The organism is Blastococcus sp. TF02A-26, assembly GCF_003319125.1.
Taxonomy (GTDB): domain Bacteria; phylum Actinomycetota; class Actinomycetes; order Mycobacteriales; family Geodermatophilaceae; genus Trujillonella.
The window spans coordinates 112,675-132,607 of record NZ_QOHG01000003.1 but is presented as its reverse complement, the minus strand read 5'-3'; the positions used below and the strand labels follow the sequence as shown (position 1 = coordinate 132,607).

Sequence of the window (19,933 nt, the reverse complement as noted above, 5' to 3'; positions counted from 1 at the left end):
ATTCTGGTAGGAAGGACGTCGGGAAGGGGCGGTCTGGGGAAGAGGCCGCCCCTTCCCGCACGAGAAGGACCTGCCCGCCCCCCACGCCTCGCGAGCTCGCCGCGGGCCCCTGCAGGCAGGCCGAATCAGAGGCCGACTGCGGCGAGTAGCTCCGGGTACGCCGCACCGTCCACCGTCTCCTCCGCCGCCGGCGGCACGATGTCCCGCGGCCCGTGGTCGGCCAGCGAGACCGTCACCCGCTGCTCCTGGCCGGGGAGTTCCGTGACGTACTGCAGCAGCAGGTCCGTGGAGCTGTCGACGGCCACCGTCCAGCCGGCCGGCGAGCCGAACTCGGCGCTCAGGTTCCCGTCGATGGAGCGCTGCCCCTCCCAGGTGTAGTCGCCCGCGCGGAAGGTGCCGGGGTCGTCGTCCTCGGCCGCGGAGAGGTTGAGCACCAGCGCCACGAGGACGTCGGCCAGTGGCGGGCTGGCGCCGGGCTCGAGGGCGGCGAGCGGTCGGCGGACGTAGCCGGCCGGGGCCAGACCGGCGGCGGTGAGCGCCTCACCCAGCCCGGGCACGTCGCCGAACCACAGCTCGTCGGCGGTGAAGAAGACCGTGCGGACCTCGGGGGCCTCGTCCCCGCGGGTGGTGACCGCCTGGGCCCGCCCGACGGCGTCGGCGTAGTCCACCTCGCCGGTCAGCGTCAGCAGCGAGTCCTCGCCGAAGGGTGCGGTGACGACGAAGTCCGCCCCACCCTCCTCGGCGTTGCGGGCCAGCAGGCCGGCCAGGACCTCGGCCTCGCCGGCGGTGACCTCGTCCCCCGGCTGCCGCTCCGCGCCGTCGTCGGAGCAGCCGGCGAGCACGGCGACCACCGCCAGCAGCACGCCCGCGGCCGGCGGGGGACGGCGGCGCGGCGGCATGCGGTCAGCGTAGGCAGCGCGACAGCCGTCGACGGGCGCCACGCGCAACGCGACAGGGCCCGCCTCCCCGAGGGGAGACGGGCCCTGAGGACCGAGGTCCTTACCGCTCGATGTCGCCGCGGATGAAGGCCTCCACGGCGTCGCGGGCCTCGCTGTCGTCGTACTGCACCGGCGGCGACTTCATGAAGTACGAGGACGCCGACAGGATCGGGCCGCCGATGCCGCGGTCCTTGGCGATCTTCGCGGCGCGGACGGCGTCGATGATGATGCCGGCCGAGTTCGGGGAGTCCCAGACCTCGAGCTTGTACTCCAGGTTCAGCGGGACGTCGCCGAACGCGCGGCCCTCGAGCCGGACGTAGGCCCACTTGCGGTCGCTCAGCCACGGCACGTGGTCCGACGGACCGATGTGCACGTTGTCCTTGCCCATGTCCCGGTCGACCTGGCTGGTGACGGCCTGGGTCTTGGAGATCTTCTTGGACTCCAGGCGCTCGCGCTCGAGCATGTTCTTGAAGTCCATGTTGCCGCCGACGTTCAGCTGCATCGTGCGGTCGAGCTGGACACCGCGGTCCTCGAAGAGCTTGGCCAGCACCCGGTGGGTGATGGTCGCGCCGACCTGGCTCTTGATGTCGTCGCCGACGATCGGGACACCGGCGGCGGTGAACTTGTCGGCCCACTCCTTGGTGCCGGCGATGAAGACCGGCAGCGCGTTCACGAACGCCACACCGGCGTCGAGGGCGGCCTGCGCGTAGAACTCCGCGGCCTGCTGCGACCCCACGGGGAGGTAGCAGACGAGGACGTCGGCACCGGACTCGCGGAGCGCGGCGACGACGTCGACCGGCTGCTCGTCGGACTCCTCGATGGTCTCCCGGTAGTACCGGCCGAGCCCGTCGAGAGTGGTGCCGCGCTGCACCGGGACGCCGAGCGGCGGCACGTCGGTGATCTTGATCGTGTTGTTCTCGCTGGCGACGATGGCCTCGGAGAGGTCGCGACCGACCTTCTTGGCGTCGACGTCGAACGCGGCGACGAACTCGACGTCGGACACGTGGTACTCGCCGAAGCGGACGTGCATCAGGCCCGGGACGGAGGCGCTCTCGTCGGCGTCCCGGTAGTAGTGCACGCCCTGCACGAGCGACGCGGCGCAGTTGCCGACGCCGACGATGGCGACCTTGACGGCTCCCATGAGCTTCCTTCCTCCGTGGACCCTCGGGTCCGTCGTGTGGTGGGGGTGGCGGGGCCACCCCCGAGTGCCGGTCAGCGCGTGCCGTCGTCTCCGGCGTCGGCGTCCCGGCGTTCTCTGTCTGTGGGGGACTTGTCCCCGGGCCCGCTGTCGGTGAGCTCCTTGTCGATGAGCTCCGACAGCCAGCGGACCTCCCGGTCCACCGACTCGAGCCCGTGACGCTGGAGCTCGAGGGTGTAGCGGTCGACCCGCTCGCGGGTCCGGGCCAGCGAGGTCCGCAGACCTTCGCGCTGCCGCTCGACGGTCCGCCTGCGGCCCTCGAGGATCCGCAGCCGCACGTCCGCGGCGGTGTGCCGGAAGAAGGCCAGGTGGACGCCGAAGTGGCCTCCGTCGTCGTAGGCCTCCGGACCGGCCTGGCTGACCAGTTCCTGGAAGCGCTCCTTGCCCTCCGCGGTGATCGTGTAGACCACCTTCCCCCGGCGGCCGGTGAGCGGTGGTGCGTCCGCCGGCAGCAGTTCCCCGGGTCCGGGTTCGGCGACGGCGACGAGCCCGGCCTTGTGGAGCCGCTTCAACGCTGGGTACAGCGAGCCGTAGGAGATGCTGCGCAGGCCCCCGAGCACCGAGGCGAGCTGCTTGCGCAGCTCGTATCCGTGCATCGGCGACTGTTGCAGCAGGCCGAGGATGGCGAACTCGAGCACTCCGCCTCCCAGCCTCTCTGCCGGTCGATGTATCGCGACGATACATCGACGACCGAACACTGGGCGAACTCCGCTCACCCGGGAGTGGCGGACCCCCCCCGTCGGGTGTCCCGTGCGGCCTCGCGGAGGCACCGCCGGGAGCGGCCGCGCGCGTACCCTGGCGCGGTGCCCGGACGACGCTCCGTCGTGGACTACTCGCTGCAACGGCGAGCCGTCCTCGCCGGCGTGCAGGCCGGGCGCACGAGCCTGTACGACGTCTGCGACGCCAGTCCGTACCTGACCCGCGCCGCCCGGTACCACGGGGACCCGACCGAGCAGCCCTGCCCGGTCTGCCGGGCGCAGCGGTTGACGACGGTCAGCTACGTCTACGGCGACGGGCTCGGGCACGTGTCGGGCCAGGCCAAGACGCGCGCCGAGCTGGCCCGGATGGACGCCATGCAGGAGGAGTTCTCGGTCTACGAGGTCGAGGTCTGCCGGGCCTGCGGCTGGAACCACCTGGACTGCTCGTACGTCCTCGGCAACGAGCCCGAACCCGGTCGCTCCCCCCGTCGCACCCGTCGGCGGACGGCGGCGGAGTAGTTCCGGCGGGCAGAATCCTCCCGCCGCCCGCCTCGTTGTCCAGGGGCGGCGCCGGGGTGAGGCTCGTCGCAGAACGGGCGGGCCTCCCCCGCACGCACAGCAATACACGTCACCCTGGGCAGCGGGACGTACCCGTCCCGTCCCACTCGACTGTCAGGAAGGGGCTCGCTGGTGCCCTCCCACGACGAGACGTCGCCGGTCGGCTCGGGCGCCGGCCCGGTCCGCCGTCCCCCGCCCGCCCGCTCCGGTGCGGCCGGCCGGGGCCGGACGACGGCCTCGCGCGCCGGCTCCGGCGGCAACCGTCCCCCGGGCAGCCGCTCCGGTGGCGGGGGGAGCCGCCCGCCGGGCAACGGGGGCGGCGGCCGCGGCTCCGCCCGCGGGGGCAACGGCGGCCGCAAGGGCAAGCCGGTCCGCACCAAGAAGCAGCGCCGTCGGCGTCGGCTCAAGATCTTCGCCGGCATCGTCGCCGGCATGTTCGTGCTGCTCGCCGTCTTCGTCGGCGTCGTCTACGCGACGACGGAGGTGCCCGACCCCAACAGCGTGCAGAACGCCCAGACGACGGTCGTCTACTTCGCCGACGGCACCACCGAGATGGCCCGCCTCGGCGACGAGAACCGCACCAACGTGAGCCTCGACCAGGTGTCGGAACCGGCGCGCAACGCGATCCTCGCCGCGGAGAACCGGGACTTCTACTCCGACCCCGGCATCTCCTTCACCGGCATCGTCCGCGCCGCGTGGAACAACGTGACCGGCGGCTCGACGCAGGGTGGCTCGACGATCACCCAGCAGTACGTCAAGAACGCGTTCCTGACCTCGGAGCAGACGTTCAGCCGGAAGTTCCAGGAGCTCTTCCTGGCCATCAAGCTCGACAACGAGTACTCGAAGGACGAGATCTTCGAGAACTACCTCAACACCATCTACTTCGGCCGCGGCGCGTACGGCATCGAGGCCGCGGCGAACACCTTCTTCGGCGTCCCGGCCGGCGAGCTGACCGCCGAGCAGGGCGCCGTCCTCGCCGTCCTCATCCGCAACCCCAGCGGCAACGACCCCGAGACCAACCCCGAGGGCGCGACCAGCCGCTGGGAGCGGGTGCTCGACGCGATGGTCGAGGAGGACTGGCTCACCGACGAGCAGCGCTCCGCCGCGGTGTACCCGCCGGTCCTGCCGCGCACCGGTTCCAGCCTCGGCATCCCGAGCGGTCCGGAGGGGCTGATCGTGCAGCAGGCCCTCCAGGAGCTGCGGGCCAAGGGCTACACCGACCAGCACATCCAGGCCGGCGGTCTGCGGATCACCACGACCATCGACAAGCCGGCCCACGACGCCGCGCTCGCCGCGGTCGCGGACGTCATGCAGGGCGAGCCGGAGAACCTGCGGTCGGCGCTCGTGGCGATCGACCCGCGCACCGGTGCGGTGCGCGCCTACTACGGCGGGCTGAACGGCCGTGACTTCGACTACGCCCAGGCGCTGCGCCAGCCCGGGTCGTCGATGAAGCCCTACGTGCTGGCGACCGCACTGGAGCAGGGGATCGGTGTGGAGTCGCGGCGGGACGGTTCCTCGCCGCAGACCTTCCCCGACCGCGACGCCCCGGTCCGGAACTCCGGCGGCGCCTCGTGCGGCAACTGCACGCTGGTCGAGGCGATGACCCGGTCGTTGAACACGACCTACTACGGGCTCGCCCTGGAGGTCGGACCGGAGAACGTGCGGTCGACCGCGCTGGCCGCGGCCGGACTGCCGGAGACCTGGGACAACGGCGACACGACGCTGGCCAACGCCGACGGCGGGACCGGCGCCTCGATCGGCATCGGTGAGTACGAGATGCGCCCGATCGACCAGGCGCACGGGTTCGCCACCCTCGCCGCCGGCGGCGTGGAGCGGGCTCCGTACTTCGTCTCACGGGTCACCGACAGCTCCGGGGCGGTACTGCTGGAGTACGGCGGCGAGCCCGGTGACCAGGTGATCCCGGCCGACGTCGCCAGCGACACGACCTACGCGCTGGAGGGCGTCGCGGACTACTCCCGCCGCTCGCTGGACGGCGACCGCCCGGTGGCCAGCAAGACCGGTACGCAGGGCCTCAACGCCGAGGACAACTCCGACGCGTGGATGGTCGGCTACACACCGTCGCTGTCGACGGCGGTGTGGATGGGCAGCGACGCCCGGGAGCCGATCCGGACCATCGGCGGGCAGATCATCTACGGCTCGGGGCTGCCGGGCGCGATCTGGCAGCAGTTCATGGACGCCGTGCTCGCCGGGACACCGGAGGAGCCCCTGCCCGAGGAGCCGCTGATCGACGCCGACCGGAACGGCCCGCCGGCCAGCTCGTCGGCGCCGCCGACCAGCGAGGCGCCGGTGACGACGTCGCAGGCGCCGCAGACCCAGACGGTGCCGGAGCCGAGCGCGCCGCCGACGTCGTCCGCGCCGCCGACCAGCATCCCGCCGACGACCACCGCACCGACGACGACGGTCACGCCGGGGACGCTGCTCCCGCTGCCCGGGGGCGGTCAGCCCGGCGGCGGCGGCGGCGGTGGTGGCGGCGGCGGTGGCCCACAGGGGCCGCCCGGTGGCTGACGCCCCGGCAGACTGGTCCCCGTGACCGGCACGCACTCCCCCACGGACCCCTCGGACAGCTCAGCTGCCGGGGGGTCCGTGCCGTTCGGTGGGTCGGGCCGCGTCGCCGTCCCCGTCCCGGACGAGCCGGACCGCGTCGTGCCGACCTGGACCGACCCGGTGGCCCGTCAGGCCAGCGAGGCCGTGGGGGGGCCGTGGGGCCGGCACGCGGTCACCGGCCGGGCGCTGTTCTGGACGCCGCTGCGCGTGTGCCTGCTCTTCGCGTCGACGGTGCTGGCCCTGGCCTGGGTCAAGCAGGCCCCGTGCTCCTCCGGCGACTGGAGCGGGAGCATCCAGTACACGCACTTCTGCTACGGCGACGCCATCCCGCTGTTCGGGGCGCACGGGCTGGACCGGGGCGCCCTGCCCTATCTGGACTCCGCCGTCGAGTACCCCGTGCTGACCGGTGGCCTGATGGCGCTGGCGGCCGTCCTGGCCCGCGGGTACACCGCCGTCTCCGGGCCGCAGAGCCTGCTGCCGACGGTGCCGGAGGTGCAGGTCTACTACGTCGTCACCTGCCTGCTGCTGTCCCTGCTGGCCCTCGTCGCGACCCGCGCCGTGATGGCGGTGGCCGGCCGACGCCCCTGGGACGCCGCCCTCTTCGCGCTGTCTCCCCTGCTGCTGGTGCACGCGTTCACCAACTGGGACCTGCTGGCGGTGGCCCTGACCGGGCTGGGCCTGTGGGCGTGGGCGCGGGACCGGGCGGTCCTGGCCGGTGCGCTGCTCGGCCTCGCGGTGGCGGCGAAGTTCTACCCGCTGCTGGTGCTGGGCGCGCTGCTGCTGCTCTGCCTGCGGGCGGGCCTCTGGCGGACGTGGCTGCGGGCCGCCGGGGCGGCGGTCGTCGCCTGGCTCGTGGTCAACGTGCCCGTCGCGCTGCTGGCCCTCGACAACTGGGCGACGTTCTTCACGTTCAGCCGCAGCCGGCCGGCCAACCCCGAGACCCTGTGGAACCTCGTCCTCACGCTCACCGACGGCCGCGCCTTCGACGGTCCGCTCGCCGAGGGGCAGACGCCGACGGTGCTCAACACCGTCATCACCGTGGTGCTGCTGCTCTACGGCCTGGGTGTCGCCTGGCTGACGCTGGCGGCGCCGGTGCGACCGCGGGTCGCCCAGGTGGCGTTCCTGCTGGTGGCCGGCTTCCTGCTGTTCAACAAGGTGTGGAGCCCGCAGTTCTCGCTGTGGCTGCTGCCCTTCGCGGTGCTCGCCCGCCCGCGGTGGCGCTCCCTGCTGCTCTGGCAGGTCAGCGAGGCGCTGGTGTGGATCGGGACCATGCTCTGGTACCTCGGCACCGCCAACCGCGGCATCGACGAGGAGTGGTTCTGGATGGCCGTCCTCGCCCGCGACGTCGCCGTCGTGGTGCTCGTCGCGCTCGTCGTCCGGGAGATCTGGCGGCCCGACTCCGACGTCGTCCGCGCCGGCCGACCGGGGGTCGACGACCCCGCCGGCGGCCCGCTGGACCACGCCCCGGACCGGCTGGTCCTCGCGGCGCTCAGCCGATCGCGGACCTGACCAGCGCGACCTCCTCCGCGTGGGCGGCCGCGTCGCCGGGGGTCTCCAGCACGATCGGGGCGTCGGCGGCACGAGCGACGCCGAGCAGGAGCTCGGTCGGGATCTCGCCGCCCACCAGCGGCGCGTGCCGGTCGCGGCTGGAACCGGCCGGGTCGCGGCTGTTGTTCAGGTGGACGAGGTCGATCCGGCCGGTGATCGCGCGGACGTCGTCCACCGCCGTCGCCAGGTCCCAGCCGGCCGCCCAGGCGTGGCAGGTGTCGAGCACGAAGCCGCCGCCGAACTCGCCGACGGCCTCCCACAGCCGGGCCAGGGCGTCGAGGTCACGGGCCATGGCGTTGCTGCCACCGGCGGTGTTCTCGACCAGCAGCGGGACGGGGAACCCGCCGGCCTCGGCCTGCCGCGTGAAGGTCTTGCGCCAGTTGTCGACACCCACCGCCGGGTCGTCGGCGGCCAGCACGTGCCCGCCGTGCACCACGAGGCCGATCGCCCCGACCGCCGCAGCGGCCTGGGCGTGCTGGCCCAGCAGCTTGCGGCTGGGGATGCGGATCCGGTTGTTCGTCGTCGCGACGTTGAGCACGTAGGGCGCGTGGACGACCACGGTGACGTCGCCCTCGCGCAACGCGTCGGCGTCGGGCCGGGGCCGCGGCGCCTTCCAGCCCTGGGGGTCGCCGAGGAAGACCTGGACGCCGTCGGCGTCCATCTCCGCCGCGCGGGCGATCGGCCCGCCGTCCACCAGTTCGTCGTCCTCGGTCAGGCCGGGGCCGACGTGTACGCCGATCGGGTGGGGAGCCACGCACGGACAGTAGTTCCGGTGGGCGACAGGTTTAGGCGTAACCCCGGGCACACATCATCGTTGGGCACCGTGACGAGGGTTACTCGCCGGTAGCGACGGAGAGGTGGACATGGCGACGGGACGGATCCGACGCAGTGCCCGGCGGGGGCTCGCCGCGGCGCTGCTCGCCTGGGTGGCGATCCTGGGTGCCTCCGTGCTGGCGGCGCCGAGCGCGACCGCGGCGGAGACGGTCCCGGTCGACATCCGCGACCTCACGCCGCCGCTGGTGAGCATCGACCCCGGTGACACGGTCCGCTTCACCAACCTCATCGAGGACAAGACCGTGCAGGTCGGCGGCGGGGGCCTGCTGCCGAACCTGGTCACGGTCACCGTGCACACCGACGTCTCGCTGCGGCTCCCCTCCGGCGACCACCCGCTGCAGCGCGGGCAGTCGTGGGAGGAGCGGTTCGCCGATCCGTGCATCGGGCCCTGCTGGATCACCTACACCTACCGGGTCAGCGTGCCCGACCGGTCGATCGTCGGGTCGCTGCTGAACACCGTCACGAGCCGGGCGCTCGCGCTGCTGCCGCAGAACCAGGTCGTCACCTACAACGGCACCCAGACCACGGTGGCGATCGGCGTCCCGACGCCGTTCATCGTCAACACGCTGATCCCGCTGCCGAACCTGCCGTCGATCAACCTCCCCCAGCTGCCCGTGATCGACGTGCCCACGCTGCTGCCCGGCAACCTCGTCCCGCAGCTGCCGCAGACCCAGCCCCCCGCCCCGGCCCCGGCCCCGGCGCCTGCCCCCGCGCCGCCGACGTCGGGGGTCGACGGGCTGCCCTACGCCTACGACACCGGGCTCGGTGCGGCCGACATGTCGCCGGCCGGCCCCGTGCGACTGGACCTCGCCGAGTTCACGCCGGCCTCCGGCGGGAGCGCCGTCGCCGCCGGGAGCGGCCCGGCGGGCGGTGCCGGCGGCGGTGCCGGCGGCTACGACGGTGCCTCGGTCCCGGTGTTCGGCCAGCTGTCGGGGCTCGACAGCCCGGCGCTGGACGAGGCCGGCGCGACCACCGACCGGTCCGCGGAGGCCGGCACCCTGCCCCTCCCCGCGCTGCTCGCCGTCATCGCGCTGGCCGCGGCCACGGCCGTCCTCGTCCGCACCCGCACGGCCGGCCGGACCGGCGGACGCCACTCTCGCTGACCCCGCTCCGTCCCGGCGGCCGCCGTCCCCCCGCTGGGGCCGGCGGCCGTCGCGCGTCCGGCCTGTGGACGACGGGGGAGCCGGTCCCGGGCGCGCTGGTAGCCTGTGGGAGCGCGTTCCGGGCCCGCACTGCGGAGCCGGGGCGCGCGACGCATGTACGACCCTCCTGCTGCAGATGCACTGCAGCCGCCGAGACCAGAGGAGGTGGGGTTACTCCATGCGCAATTACGAACTGATGGTCATCCTCGACCCCGAGCTCGAGGAGCGCACGATCGCGCCCTCCCTCGACCGGTTCCTGACCGTCGTCACCAAGTCCGGTGGCACGGTGGGCAAGGTCGACATCTGGGGCCGCCGTCGGCTGGCCTACGAGATCAAGAAGCAGATCGAGGGCATCTACGCCGTCATCGACATCAACGCCGAGCCGGCCGCCGTCGCGGAGCTGGACCGTCAGCTGAACCTCAACGAGTCGGTCCTGCGCACCAAGCTGATGCGGCCCGAGGTCCACTGACCATGGCCGGCGAGACCGTCATCACCGTCATCGGCAACCTGACCTCCGACCCGGAGCTGCGGTTCACGCCGTCAGGGGCCGCGGTCGCCAACTTCACCGTCGCCTCCACCCCGCGGACGTTCGACCGTCAGTCGCAGGAGTGGAAGGACGGCGAGGCGCTGTTCCTCCGCTGCAACGTGTGGCGTCAGGTGGCGGAGAACGTCGCCGAGTCCCTCACCCGCGGTTCGCGGGTCATCGTCAGCGGGCGGCTCAAGCAGCGCTCGTTCGACACCAAGGAGGGCGAGAAGCGCACCGTCATCGAGCTGGAGGTCGACGAGATCGGCCCCTCGCTGCGCTACGCCACCGCGAAGGTCACCAAGGCCTCCCGCGGTGAGGGTGGCGGCGGCTTCGGTGGCGGCGGTGGTGGCGGCTTCGGTGGCGGAGGCGGTGGCGGTGGCGCCAGCGACCCGTGGTCGACGCCCGCCGGCCCCTCGGACGAGCCCCCCTTCTGACGAAGGACCCCCTCGCCCCCACGCCTCGCTCCGCTCGGCGCGGGCCCCTGCGAGGGGGCCGTTCCATCCCCTCACTTCCTGAACCACGTCGTATCTGGAGAACCCAGTGCCCAAGCCCCCTGTGCGCAAGCCCAAGAAGAAGGTCTGCCAGTTCTGCAAGGACAAGGCGACCTACGTCGACTACAAGGACACGACCCTGCTGCGGAAGTTCATCTCCGACCGCGGCAAGATCCGTGCCCGCCGCGTGAGCGGCAACTGCAGCCAGCACCAGCGTGACGTCGCCACGGCCGTGAAGAACAGCCGTGAGATGGCCCTGCTGCCCTACACCTCCACGGCGCGCTGATCATGAGCACCCTGAAGCTGATCCTGACGCAGGAGGTCACCGGTCTCGGTTCCTCCGGTGACACCGTCGAGGTCAAGGGCGGCTACGGCCGCAACTACCTCCTGCCCCGCGGGCTGGCCATCGTGGCCTCGCGCGGTGCCGAGAAGCAGGTGGAGTCCCTCCGCCGGGCCCGTGCCGCCCGCGACGTGCGCAGCCTCGAGGAGGCGCAGGCCGTGGCCGGTCGCCTCACCGGGCTGACCGTGCGCGTTCCGGCCCGCGCCGGCGAGGGTGGCCGCCTGTTCGGGCGGGTCACCACCGCCGACGTCGCTGCCGCGGTGACCGCTGCCGGTGGTCCGGAGCTGGACCGTCGTCGCATCGAGCTGCCCAGCAGCATCAAGACGACCGGCCAGCACAAGGTGACCGTGCGGATCCACCCCGAGGTGAGCAGCGAGCTGACGATCGACGTCGTCGCTGCCTGATCCTGCTCTGCCCACGAGGGGCGTCGGACTCCGGTCCGGCGCCCCTCGTGGCGTTCTCCGGGCCCTGGGGCCTCATGGCGGGCGGCCGGCACGAGCACCCGCTGCCTGTGGACGACGACCGTTCCTGTGACCGGTGGGACGGGTGCGCCGGGCGGGCGACACGCCGGGGGACGACACGTCGAGTTCTCCCGGATTTCTTGCGTCCACACCCGTTCCGCTGTTCCGCCGCAGGTCAGGCGCGTGACCGCCGGGGAGCGTCCTCCCCGTCCCCCGGTGTCTCCACATGTCGACACGCCTGTGTCCACCGACTTGTCCACAAGTTGTGCAGAGAGAGGCCCACAGCGGTGTTGGACGGACCGGTCCGCCGTTCCTAACGTCGTCCTCGCCTGTCCGGCCGGCCCGAACTGTCGGTGCCCCGCGATAGGAATCTCCTCGAACGGACGTTCGAGATCAGGTGGACGACGTCCTGGTGCTCCCCCACCAGGCCCTGGCCGGTGGCCGGGGTCTGCGACGGGTGCGCCGGAGAGTGGATGGAGGACCGATCGTGGCGGTGGCCGACGACTTCAGCCGGCCCCAGGTGACGGCGCCGGAGTACGACCGGCAGCCGCCGCAGGACGTCCAGGCGGAGCAGTCGGTGCTCGGCGGGATGCTGCTGAGCAAGGACGCGATCGCCGACGTCGTCGAGCAGTTGCACGGCAACGACTTCTACCGGCCGGCGCACCAGATCATCTTCGACTGCATCCTCGACCTCTACGGGCGCGGTGAACCGGCCGACGCGATCACCGTCGCCGCGGAGCTCAATCGCACCGACCAGCTGTCGAAGATGGGCGGCGCGGTCTACCTGCACACGCTGATCGCCTCGACGCCCACGGCCGCGAACGCCGGCTACTACGCCGCGATCGTCGCCGAGCAGGCCGTCCTGCGGCGGCTGGTGGAGGCGGGGACCCGCGTGGTGCAGCTGGGCTACGGCGCCGCCGGTGGCAAGGGCGACGTCGACGACATCGTCGACCGCGCCCAGCAGGAGATCTACGACGTCACCGAGAAGCGGATGAGCGAGGACTACTCGCGGTTGGAGGACATCCTCCAGCCGACGATGGACGAGCTCGACGCCATCGCCAGCCGCGGCGGGGTCAGCCGCGGTGTGCCGACCGGCATCCGCGACCTCGACGAGCTGACCAACGGCCTCCAGGCCGGCCAGATGGTCGTCATCGCGGCTCGTCCGGGTGTCGGGAAGGCCCTCGCCCTCGACACCCCGATCGCGACGCCGACCGGCTGGACGACGATGGGCGAGATCGCCGTCGGCGACCGGGTCCTCGGCTCCGACGGCCGGCCGACGACCGTCGTCGCCGCGACCGACGTGCTGACCGATCGGTCCTGCTACGAGGTGCACTTCTCCGACGGCTCGGTGATCGTCGCCGACGGCCAGCACCAGTGGCTCACCGAGACGCGGGCCAGTCGTCGATCCGCCCAGCAGGCGCGCACTGGCTACAACGGCCACCGGAGCCAGCAGACCTCCGCCGAGGTGCGGACCACCGAGGAGATCGCCCGCACCGTCCGGTGCGCGACGAAGGACGCTCGGCTGAACCACTCCGTGACGAATGCCGAGCCGCTGCAGCTGCCCGAGGCGGACCTGCCGGTGCCGCCGTACGCGCTGGGCGTCTGGCTGGGTGACGGCACCTCCGCCGCGGCGCAGTTCACCAGCGCCGACCCCGAGATCGCCGTCCACATCGAGGCCGAGGGGCTGGTCGCGGAGCCGACCGGGGTCGACCGCCGGTACTCGCTCACGCTGCCTCGCGCCGAGGTCGCTGCGCGGACCTGCCCGATGTGCGGCGAGCGCTTCGTCCCGCGGACGTCGCAGGTGCAGACCTGCGGCACGACCTGCGGCGGGCGGCTGCGCGCCAGTGGCGGCGTCGGGCTGCAGGCGACCTGCCCGGACTGTGGCGGCCCGTCGTCGGGCATGGCACAGTGCCAGGCCTGCCGCGACGACCACGGGACCGTGGAGGCGCTCCTGCGGCGCCTGGGCGTGCTCGGGGACAAGCACATCCCGACGGAGTACCTCCGGGCGTCCATCGCGCAGCGGCGCGCGCTGCTGGCGGGGCTGCTCGACACCGACGGGACCGTGGCGCCGAGCGGTGTCGTCCAGTTCGCCGTGACCAGCCGCCGGCTGGCCGAGGACACCCGCGAGCTGATCGCGAGCCTCGGCTACCGCGTCCGGCTCAGCACCAAGCGGGTGCGTGGCCGCACCGAGGAGTCCTCGACCTGCTTCACGCTGACGTTCAGCACGGACGACGAGGTCTTCCGGCTCGAGCGCAAGAAGCTGGTGCACAAGGAGCGCGGGGCGCGCACGTTCACCGCTCGCGGCGCTCGATTCATCACCGAGGTCCGGCCGATCGCGAGCGTGCCGGTGCGGTGCATCCAGGTGGACGCGCCGGACTCGCTGTTCCTCGCCGGCCGCAGCTTCATCCCGACGCACAACTCCACGCTCGGCCTCGACATCGCCCGCTCAGCGGCGATCAAGCACCACATGGCGACGGTGATCTTCTCGCTGGAGATGAGCAAGCACGAGATCACCATGCGTCTGCTGTCGGCCGAGGCGAAGGTGCCGCTGCACCACATGCGCGCCGGCACGCTGTCGGACGAGGACTGGTCGAAGCTGGCCCGGCGGATGGGCGAGGTGGCAGACGCTCCGCTCTACATCGACGACTCCCCGAACATGACGATGATGGAGATCCGGGCCAAGGCGCGTCGCCTCCGTCAGCGCAACGACCTCAAGCTCGTGGTCATCGACTACCTGCAGCTCATGACGTCGGGCAAGCGCGTGGAGAGCCGCCAGCAGGAGGTCTCGGAGTTCTCCCGTGCGCTCAAGCTCCTCGCCAAGGAGATCGAGTGCCCGGTCATCGCGATGTCGCAGCTGAACCGTGGTTCGGAGCAGCGTCAGGACAAGAAGCCGATGCTCTCCGACCTTCGCGAATCGGGCTCGATCGAGCAGGACGCAGATATGGTGATGATGATTCACAGAGAAGACATGTACGAGAAGGAGTCACCGCGGGCCGGTGAGGCCGACATCATGCTGGTGAAGCACCGCAACGGCCCCACCGCCAACGTCACGGTCGCCTTCCAGGGTCACTACAGCCGCTTCGTGGACATGGCCAACTGATCCGCGAGTGAGACCCGACGGGCCCGGAGCGTTCCTCGCTCCGGGCCCGTTGTGGATGACCGCGGGGACTGTCACCGGCGGCGGCGACGGTTCTCGTATGAAGCTGTTGACTGCGACCTCTCTCACCCAGGGCGACCTGCCCGGTGACTTCTGCTTCGCCACCCAGGGCGAGTTGGTGTGGCTCGGGGAGGTGTGCGCACGGGATCGCGCCGACCTCGACGGCGGCTGTGGCTGTGGACGCGCCTTCGCCGGCCTGACCTCTCGGCGCGCGACGACGACCGCGGTGGTCGCCGAGCTCGACCTGTCCTACGACGACCTCCGCGCGCAGGTGGCCGAGGGCTTCGAGCGGAGTGGCTTCACTCCTGCCGTCCTCGACCCCCTGGACTTCACCGAGCTGGCCGAGGAGACGGCCGACGAGATGCTGCACATCGCCCGCATCTGGCCCGTCGGCACGGTGGTCGGTCGACGGCTCGACAACGTCCACCGCCGCCGGCCACTGCCGCCGGGGATGACCCTCGAGGAGATGCTCCGACGGCTCTCCCCACTGCCCTGACCTCGGGTCGACGGCGTGTTCCACGTGGAGCGGCCGGAGCGCTGAACGTCCGTAGCCCAGGACCAGCTGTGTTCCGGGCCGCCGAGGTCCAACGCTCGAGCCCGTGCCCTACCAGGGAACGGCCCGGTCAGTTCTCCGCGCGCAGCAGGGGCGGGTGCAGGACGGCGGCGTCGCCCCGGCGGTAGAGCTGGGCTGGGCGGCCGCCGTCCCGCGTCGTCGTCTCCCCCGTCGGCTCCAGGAAGCCCGCCGCGGTGGTGACCTTGCGGTGGAAGTTGCGCGGGTCCAGCGGGCGACCCCACACGGCCTCGTAGACGCGCCGGAGCTCGGCGACCGTGAAGGTCGGGCCGCAGAACGACGTCGCCAGCGCGGTGTACTCGAGCTTGGCCCGTGCACGGGCCACGCCGTCGGCCAGCACCCGGTCGTGGTCGAAGGCGAGACCCGGGGACACCTCCTCCACCGGCGCCCACCGCGCCGCGGCCGCGTCGCTGCCCGCCCGCGGCTCCGGCAGGTCGGCGACCAGCGCCAGGTGTGCCACGGTCACCACCCGCATCCGGGGATCGCGGTCCGGCGCCCCGTAGGACGCCAGCTGCTCCAGATGGGCCGCCCCCGGCGCCAGGCCGGTCTCCTCCGCCAGCTCCCGCGCGGCCGCGGCCAGCAGGTCCTCGTCCGGGCGGACGAACCCGCCGGGCAGCGCCTCCCGCCCGGCGTAGGGCTCCTCGCCGCGGCGGACGACGAGCACGCACAGCCGGCCCCGCCGGATGGTCAGCACCACGAGGTCCACCGTCACCGCGACGGCGGGGAAGGCCTCCGGGTCGTAGTCCGTCACGGCACCGACCCTACCGAGAAATCGTCAGCTTGACGACAAGCCGGTGGGTGCTTATCGTCAGGACGACGACAACGCCTCGTGAGGGAGGACCCGATGGCCGACATCACCCGCTACCCCTTCGTCCGCCACCTGCGCAGCAGCGCGACGGCGCACGTCCTCAGCGTCCGCAACGGCCGGGTCGTGCAGGCGGCGACCGGCGCCAGCTTCTGGTTCCGGCCGCTCTCGGCGGTCCTCTCGGAGATCCCGGTCGACGACCGCGAGCTGCCGCTGCTCTTCCACGCCCGGACGGCGGACTTCCAGGACGCCACGGTGCAGATGACCCTCACCTTCCGCGTCGTCGACCCGGGCCTGGCCGCCGCGCGCGTGGACTTCTCGATCGACCCGGTCACCGGCCGCTGGCGGGGGACGCCGCTGGAGCAGGTCGCCGGCCTGCTCACCGAGTCGGCCCAGCAGCACGCGCTCGACCTGCTGGCCACCGTCGACCTCGGCACCGCGCTGACCGGCGGAGTCGCACCGATCCGGCAGGCGGTCGAGCGCGGGCTGGCCGCCGACCCGCGGCTGGCCGAGACCGGGATCGCGGTGATCGGCGTCCGAGTGGTCGCCGTCCGTCCGGAGGCCGACGTCGAGCGGGCGCTGCAGACGCCCACCCGCGAGCGGGTGCAGCAGGAGGCCGATCGCGCGACCTACGAGCGGCGCGCTCTGGCGGTGGAGCGGGAGCGGGCGATCAGCGAGAACGAGCTGGCCAACCAGATCGAGCTGGCCCGCCGTGAGGAGGAGCTGGTCGGTCAGCGGGGGGTGAATGCCCGGCGCGAGGCGGAGCAGGCCGCGGCCGCCGCCGAGGTCGCCAGCGAGGCCCGGGCCCGCCGGGAGCAGCGCGAGGCCCAGGTGCGGGCCGACGCCGAGCGGCTCGCCGGAGCCGCCCGCGCCGATGCCACCGCGGCCTACCTGGCCGCGCACGCCGACGTCGCCCCGGACGTCCTGCTCGCCCTGGCCGCCGCGGAACTGGCGAGGAACCTGCCGCAGATCGACAGCCTGGTGCTCACCCCCGACCTGCTGGCTCCCGTGCTGGCGAAGCTGGGCGGGACCCGGTGAGCCTGGCCCCGCGGGTGGTCGTGGTCTCCCGCAGCACCGAGCTGCGGGAGCTCGTCGCCCGGCACGGGACGGCGGCGCAGGCGGCCTTCTTCCTGCGCACCCGCGGTCGCGACCTGGCCGAGGTGACCGAGCGGGACGCCGCCCAGGCCCGTGCACTGGCGGCGGCCACCGCGGCGATCCCGGTCGACTGGCGGCGGGGCAGCGTGGAGCGGGCCGACCTGTCCCGCTTCCTGTTCGCCCCCGACGACGTCGTCCTCGTGGTCGGGCAGGACGGGCTGGTCGCCAACGTCGCCAAGTACCTCGACGGTCAGCCGGTCATCGGGGTCGATCCAGAGCCGGGCCGCAACCCCGGCGTGCTGGTGCGCCACCGGCCGGACGAGGTGGCCGCGCTGCTGCGCGACCGGCCGCGGCCCACGCCGTTGACGATGGTCGAGGCGCAGGCCGACGACGGGCAGGTGCTGCGGGCCCTGAACGAGGTGTACCTCGGCTCACCCACCCACCAGACGGCGCGCTACCGGCTCACCGCGCCCGGTGCGCAGGCCGAACGCCAGGCGTCCTCCGGTGTGCTGGTGAGCACCGGGACGGGGGCGACGGGCTGGTGCCGCTCGGCGTGGCTGGAGCGGCGCAGTGCGCTGCCGCTGCCCGCGCCGGCCGATCCGGAGCTGGCCTGGTTCGTCCGGGAGGCCTGGCCGTCGCCGGCGACCGGCACGACGTCCACCGAGGGTCTGCTCGCCGCCGGTGCCGCGCTGGAGCTGGACGTGGAGTCCGACGGCCTGGTGGTGTTCGGTGACGGGCTGGAGGCCGACCGGCTGACCCTCTCCTGGGGTCAGCGGGTCACCGTGCGCCGCGCGAACCGGCAGCTGCGCCTGGTCTGACCCGGTCGACATGTCCACCGCGCCGACGCGCCGACCCAGCGGGCGGGTCACGATCGTCGGCCGCACGGCCCGGCCTGCGCCGCGGGATCGGGTCGGAGGCGGCATCCTCCCCGGGCGCCGGCACCACCGGCGTCCGGTCCCTCACCCGCGGAGCCCGTCATGCTGCACGTCCTCCTGCGCCCGTCCCGGTCGGCGATGAGCCGCCTGACCTACCCCTGGAAGATCACCGCGCTGGTCCTCGCCATGGGCATGCCTCTGGCCTGGGCGATGACGTTGTACGTGCGGGGGCAGGAGACCCAGATCGCCTTCAGCGAGCTCGAGCGTCGCGGCGTCGCGGTGGTGGAGCCGATGGCGGTCCTGCTCCAGGACGTCGTCGCCGCCCGCATCTCCGCCGGGACCGGGCAGCCGGTCAGCGGGGACCTCCGGGCAGCGCTGGCGGCCGTCGGCGCGGTGCAGGACCGCTTCGGCGCGGAGCTGGGCACGGACGAGGCGTGGCAGGCCGCGCAGCGCGACGTCGCCGCGGCCCGTGCGGCCACCGGTGCGGCCGCGGACGTCGAGGCGGCCTGGGCCGTTGCCCTGTCCTCCGTGCAGGCGCTGGTCAGCGCCGCTGCCGACGGGTCGAACCTGACCCTGGACCCCGACCTGGACTCCTACTACGTCATGGACTCGGTCACCGTCCGCCTGCCGCAGCTCATGGCCGATGTGTCCTCCGCCCTCGACGGGCTCGCGCTCGGTGGCGACGACCCGGCACGGATCGAGGCCGTGCGGCTCCAGGCGGCCCGGGACCTCGGCTCGGCGGCCACCGGTCTCACCGCCGTCCGCGACGGTCTGGCGAAGTCCTTCGGTGCGACGGCGGACGAGGAGCTCCTGGGCCGACAGGCCGACGTCGAGCGGACGCTGGACCAGGTGGCGACCGCCGTCCAGCTGCTGACGACCGCCCTCTCCAGCGGTACGACGATCAGCCTCGACGGGGGCGCCATCGACGCCGCCGTCGCCGCGACCGCCTCCGTCGGCGCGCTGTGGAGCGAGCTGATCCCGGACCTGGACGCGCTGCTGGAGACCCGCATCGACGGCTTCCGGGCCGACGAGGTGCGCGCGCTCCTGGTCGCCGGTGCCGGCCTCCTGATCGCCGCGTACCTCGTCGCCGGCTTCCTCGCCGCCACCGTGTCGCCGATCCGGCGGATGCGGGACACGCTCGGTGCGCTCACCGCCGGGGACCTCACGGCGCGGACCGGCATCTCCCAGCGGGACGAGATCGGGCAGGCCGCAGAATCCCTCGACGAGGCGCTCGCCGGACTGCAGAGCGTCATCGGCTCGGTGGTGGCTTCCGCGGACGCGGTGGCGGCGTCGTCGGAGGAGCTGTCGGCGTCGTCGGCGCAGATCTCGGCCTCGGCGAACGAGACCTCGGCCCAGTCCGGTGTCGTGGCCGGCGCCGCGGAGGAGGTCAGCCGCAACGTGCAGACGGTGGCTGCGGGTGCCGAGCAGATGGGTGCCTCGATCCGGGAGATCGCCACGAACGCCGCCGAGGCCTCGGAGGTCGCCGCCCGTGCGGTGACCGCCGCCGAGACCACCACCGCCACCGTCGCCAAGCTGGGCGAGTCCTCGGCCGAGATCGGCAACGTGGTGAAGGTGATCACGAGCATCGCCGAGCAGACCAACCTGCTGGCCCTCAACGCCACGATCGAGGCCGCCCGCGCCGGCGAGGCCGGCAAGGGCTTCGCCGTCGTCGCCAACGAGGTGAAGGAGCTGGCCCAGGAGACGGCGAAGGCGACCGAGGACATCGCCCGCCGGGTCCAGGCCATCCAGGGCGACACGACCGCGGCCGTGGCCGCGATCGGTGAGATCAGCCAGATCGTCGCGCAGATCTCCGACCGGCAGACCACCATCGCCTCGGCGGTGGAGGAGCAGACCGCGACCACGAACGAGATGTCGCGCTCGGTCCAGGAGGCCGCGCAGGGCTCCGGTCAGATCGCCGACAACATCACCGGTGTCTCCACGGCCGCCGACTCCACCACCCAGGCGCTGGCCCAGACCCGCACCGCGGTCGACGAGCTGTCGCAGATGGCCAGCGACCTGCGGACGACGGTGGGCCGCTTCAGCTGGTGACGCCTCGCCGGAGCGACGTTCCACGTGGAGCATCGAACGCCGGTGGCCCGGAACGCGAGGCGTTCCGGGCCACCGGGGTACA

Annotated in this window: 18 protein-coding genes; 13 read left to right on the top strand and 5 right to left on the bottom strand. The window is 73.0% G+C overall.

The annotated features are described in order from the left end of the window. Nucleotides 1–125 precede the first annotated feature (125 nt). The 3 genes from DQ240_RS04355 to DQ240_RS04345 form a co-directional block, all read right to left on the bottom strand. A complete protein-coding gene (locus DQ240_RS04355; RefSeq protein ID WP_113838398.1) occupies nt 126–899 on the bottom strand; it encodes a hypothetical protein in 774 nt (257 codons plus the stop codon). Nucleotides 900–999: 100 nt separating this feature from the next. Continuing rightward, nucleotides 1,000–2,079 (bottom strand): inositol-3-phosphate synthase, encoded by a 1,080-nt coding sequence (locus DQ240_RS04350; protein WP_113838397.1) that lies wholly within the window; start codon nt 2,077–2,079, stop codon nt 1,000–1,002. Nucleotides 2,080–2,150: 71 nt separating this feature from the next. Continuing rightward, the gene (locus tag DQ240_RS04345) at nt 2,151–2,774 is read right to left on the bottom strand and encodes a PadR family transcriptional regulator (protein WP_113838396.1); all 624 of its coding nucleotides are present in this window, start codon (nt 2,772–2,774) and stop codon (nt 2,151–2,153) included. Between the two features lie 165 nt (nt 2,775–2,939). Between DQ240_RS04345 and DQ240_RS04340 the strand changes: the two genes are divergently transcribed. The 3 genes from DQ240_RS04340 (at nt 2,940) to DQ240_RS04330 (ending at nt 7,466) form a co-directional block, all read left to right on the top strand. Continuing rightward, nucleotides 2,940–3,353, top strand: a complete 414-nt coding sequence (locus DQ240_RS04340) for a DUF5318 family protein (RefSeq protein ID WP_113838395.1) — start codon at nt 2,940–2,942, stop codon at nt 3,351–3,353. 171 nt (nt 3,354–3,524) lie between these two features. Then, nucleotides 3,525–5,918 carry a transglycosylase domain-containing protein gene (locus tag DQ240_RS04335; protein WP_113838394.1) on the top strand — a complete coding sequence of 798 codons (2,394 nt, stop codon included), beginning with the start codon at nt 3,525–3,527 and terminating at the stop codon, nt 5,916–5,918. Nucleotides 5,919–5,939: 21 nt separating this feature from the next. After that, a complete protein-coding gene (locus tag DQ240_RS04330; RefSeq protein WP_233498486.1) occupies nt 5,940–7,466 on the top strand; it encodes a glycosyltransferase family 87 protein in 1,527 nt (508 codons plus the stop codon). Here DQ240_RS04330 and DQ240_RS04325 read toward each other — a convergent pair. Then, nucleotides 7,447–8,259, bottom strand: coding sequence for a deoxyribonuclease IV (locus DQ240_RS04325; protein WP_113838392.1), 813 nt, complete (start codon nt 8,257–8,259; stop codon nt 7,447–7,449). The genes DQ240_RS04330 and DQ240_RS04325 overlap by 20 nt on opposite strands. Before the next feature lie 109 nt (nt 8,260–8,368). Between DQ240_RS04325 and DQ240_RS04320 the strand changes: the two genes are divergently transcribed. The 7 genes from DQ240_RS04320 to DQ240_RS04290 all read left to right on the top strand — a co-directional run bounded on the left by DQ240_RS04320 (nt 8,369) and on the right by DQ240_RS04290 (nt 14,952). Continuing rightward, nucleotides 8,369–9,442 (top strand): hypothetical protein, encoded by a 1,074-nt coding sequence (locus tag DQ240_RS04320; protein WP_147261935.1) that lies wholly within the window; start codon nt 8,369–8,371, stop codon nt 9,440–9,442. 217 nt (nt 9,443–9,659) lie between these two features. Beyond that, nucleotides 9,660–9,950 (top strand): 30S ribosomal protein S6, encoded by a 291-nt coding sequence (rpsF, locus tag DQ240_RS04315; RefSeq protein ID WP_113838390.1) that lies wholly within the window; start codon nt 9,660–9,662, stop codon nt 9,948–9,950. A 2-nt stretch (nt 9,951–9,952) separates the two neighbouring features. Beyond that, a complete protein-coding gene (locus tag DQ240_RS04310; RefSeq protein WP_113838389.1) occupies nt 9,953–10,441 on the top strand; it encodes a single-stranded DNA-binding protein in 489 nt (162 codons plus the stop codon). A 106-nt stretch (nt 10,442–10,547) separates the two neighbouring features. Beyond that, a complete protein-coding gene (gene rpsR / locus DQ240_RS04305) occupies nt 10,548–10,784 on the top strand; it encodes a 30S ribosomal protein S18 (protein WP_014378671.1) in 237 nt (78 codons plus the stop codon). A 2-nt stretch (nt 10,785–10,786) separates the two neighbouring features. Then, nucleotides 10,787–11,242 carry a 50S ribosomal protein L9 gene (rplI, locus tag DQ240_RS04300; protein WP_255410870.1) on the top strand — a complete coding sequence of 152 codons (456 nt, stop codon included), beginning with the start codon at nt 10,787–10,789 and terminating at the stop codon, nt 11,240–11,242. A 544-nt stretch (nt 11,243–11,786) separates the two neighbouring features. Further along, nucleotides 11,787–14,399: a replicative DNA helicase gene (dnaB, locus tag DQ240_RS04295; protein WP_113838388.1), complete on the top strand. Its 2,613-nt coding sequence runs from the start codon at nt 11,787–11,789 to the stop codon at nt 14,397–14,399. A 97-nt stretch (nt 14,400–14,496) separates the two neighbouring features. Beyond that, nucleotides 14,497–14,952: a hypothetical protein gene (locus DQ240_RS04290; protein ID WP_199589058.1), complete on the top strand. Its 456-nt coding sequence runs from the start codon at nt 14,497–14,499 to the stop codon at nt 14,950–14,952. Nucleotides 14,953–15,079: 127 nt separating this feature from the next. Here DQ240_RS04290 and DQ240_RS04285 read toward each other — a convergent pair whose 3' ends face one another. Beyond that, nucleotides 15,080–15,778 (bottom strand): NUDIX domain-containing protein, encoded by a 699-nt coding sequence (locus tag DQ240_RS04285; RefSeq protein ID WP_113838387.1) that lies wholly within the window; start codon nt 15,776–15,778, stop codon nt 15,080–15,082. A gap of 93 nt (nt 15,779–15,871) precedes the next feature. Here DQ240_RS04285 and DQ240_RS04280 point away from each other — a divergent pair, with 93 nt between their 5' ends. From DQ240_RS04280 to DQ240_RS23895, 3 genes are all read left to right on the top strand, one after another. Then, the gene (locus DQ240_RS04280) at nt 15,872–16,870 is read left to right on the top strand and encodes an SPFH domain-containing protein (RefSeq protein ID WP_113838386.1); all 999 of its coding nucleotides are present in this window, start codon (nt 15,872–15,874) and stop codon (nt 16,868–16,870) included. Beyond that, entirely contained in the window at nt 16,867–17,745 is an 879-nt protein-coding gene (locus DQ240_RS04275; RefSeq protein ID WP_113838385.1) for a hypothetical protein, read from the top strand. The genes DQ240_RS04280 and DQ240_RS04275 overlap by 4 nt, the downstream gene beginning before the upstream one ends. Before the next feature lie 159 nt (nt 17,746–17,904). Next, nucleotides 17,905–19,851, top strand: coding sequence for a methyl-accepting chemotaxis protein (locus DQ240_RS23895; RefSeq protein WP_233498485.1), 1,947 nt, complete (start codon nt 17,905–17,907; stop codon nt 19,849–19,851). Nucleotides 19,852–19,933: the final 82 nt, after the last annotated feature.

Coding starts and splice junctions, on each gene's coding strand:
- rpsF (WP_113838390.1), top strand. CDS start 9,660: ATGCGCAATTACGAACTGATGGTCATCCTCGACCCCGAGCTCGAGGAG.
- DQ240_RS04320 (WP_147261935.1), top strand. CDS start 8,369: ATGGCGACGGGACGGATCCGACGCAGTGCCCGGCGGGGGCTCGCCGCG.
- DQ240_RS04280 (WP_113838386.1), top strand. CDS start 15,872: ATGGCCGACATCACCCGCTACCCCTTCGTCCGCCACCTGCGCAGCAGC.
- rplI (WP_255410870.1), top strand. CDS start 10,787: ATGAGCACCCTGAAGCTGATCCTGACGCAGGAGGTCACCGGTCTCGGT.
- DQ240_RS04290 (WP_199589058.1), top strand. CDS start 14,497: ATGAAGCTGTTGACTGCGACCTCTCTCACCCAGGGCGACCTGCCCGGT.
- DQ240_RS23895 (WP_233498485.1), top strand. CDS start 17,905: ATGCTGCACGTCCTCCTGCGCCCGTCCCGGTCGGCGATGAGCCGCCTG.
- DQ240_RS04355 (WP_113838398.1), bottom strand. CDS start 899: ATGCCGCCGCGCCGCCGTCCCCCGCCGGCCGCGGGCGTGCTGCTGGCG.
- DQ240_RS04310 (WP_113838389.1), top strand. CDS start 9,953: ATGGCCGGCGAGACCGTCATCACCGTCATCGGCAACCTGACCTCCGAC.
- DQ240_RS04350 (WP_113838397.1), bottom strand. CDS start 2,079: ATGGGAGCCGTCAAGGTCGCCATCGTCGGCGTCGGCAACTGCGCCGCG.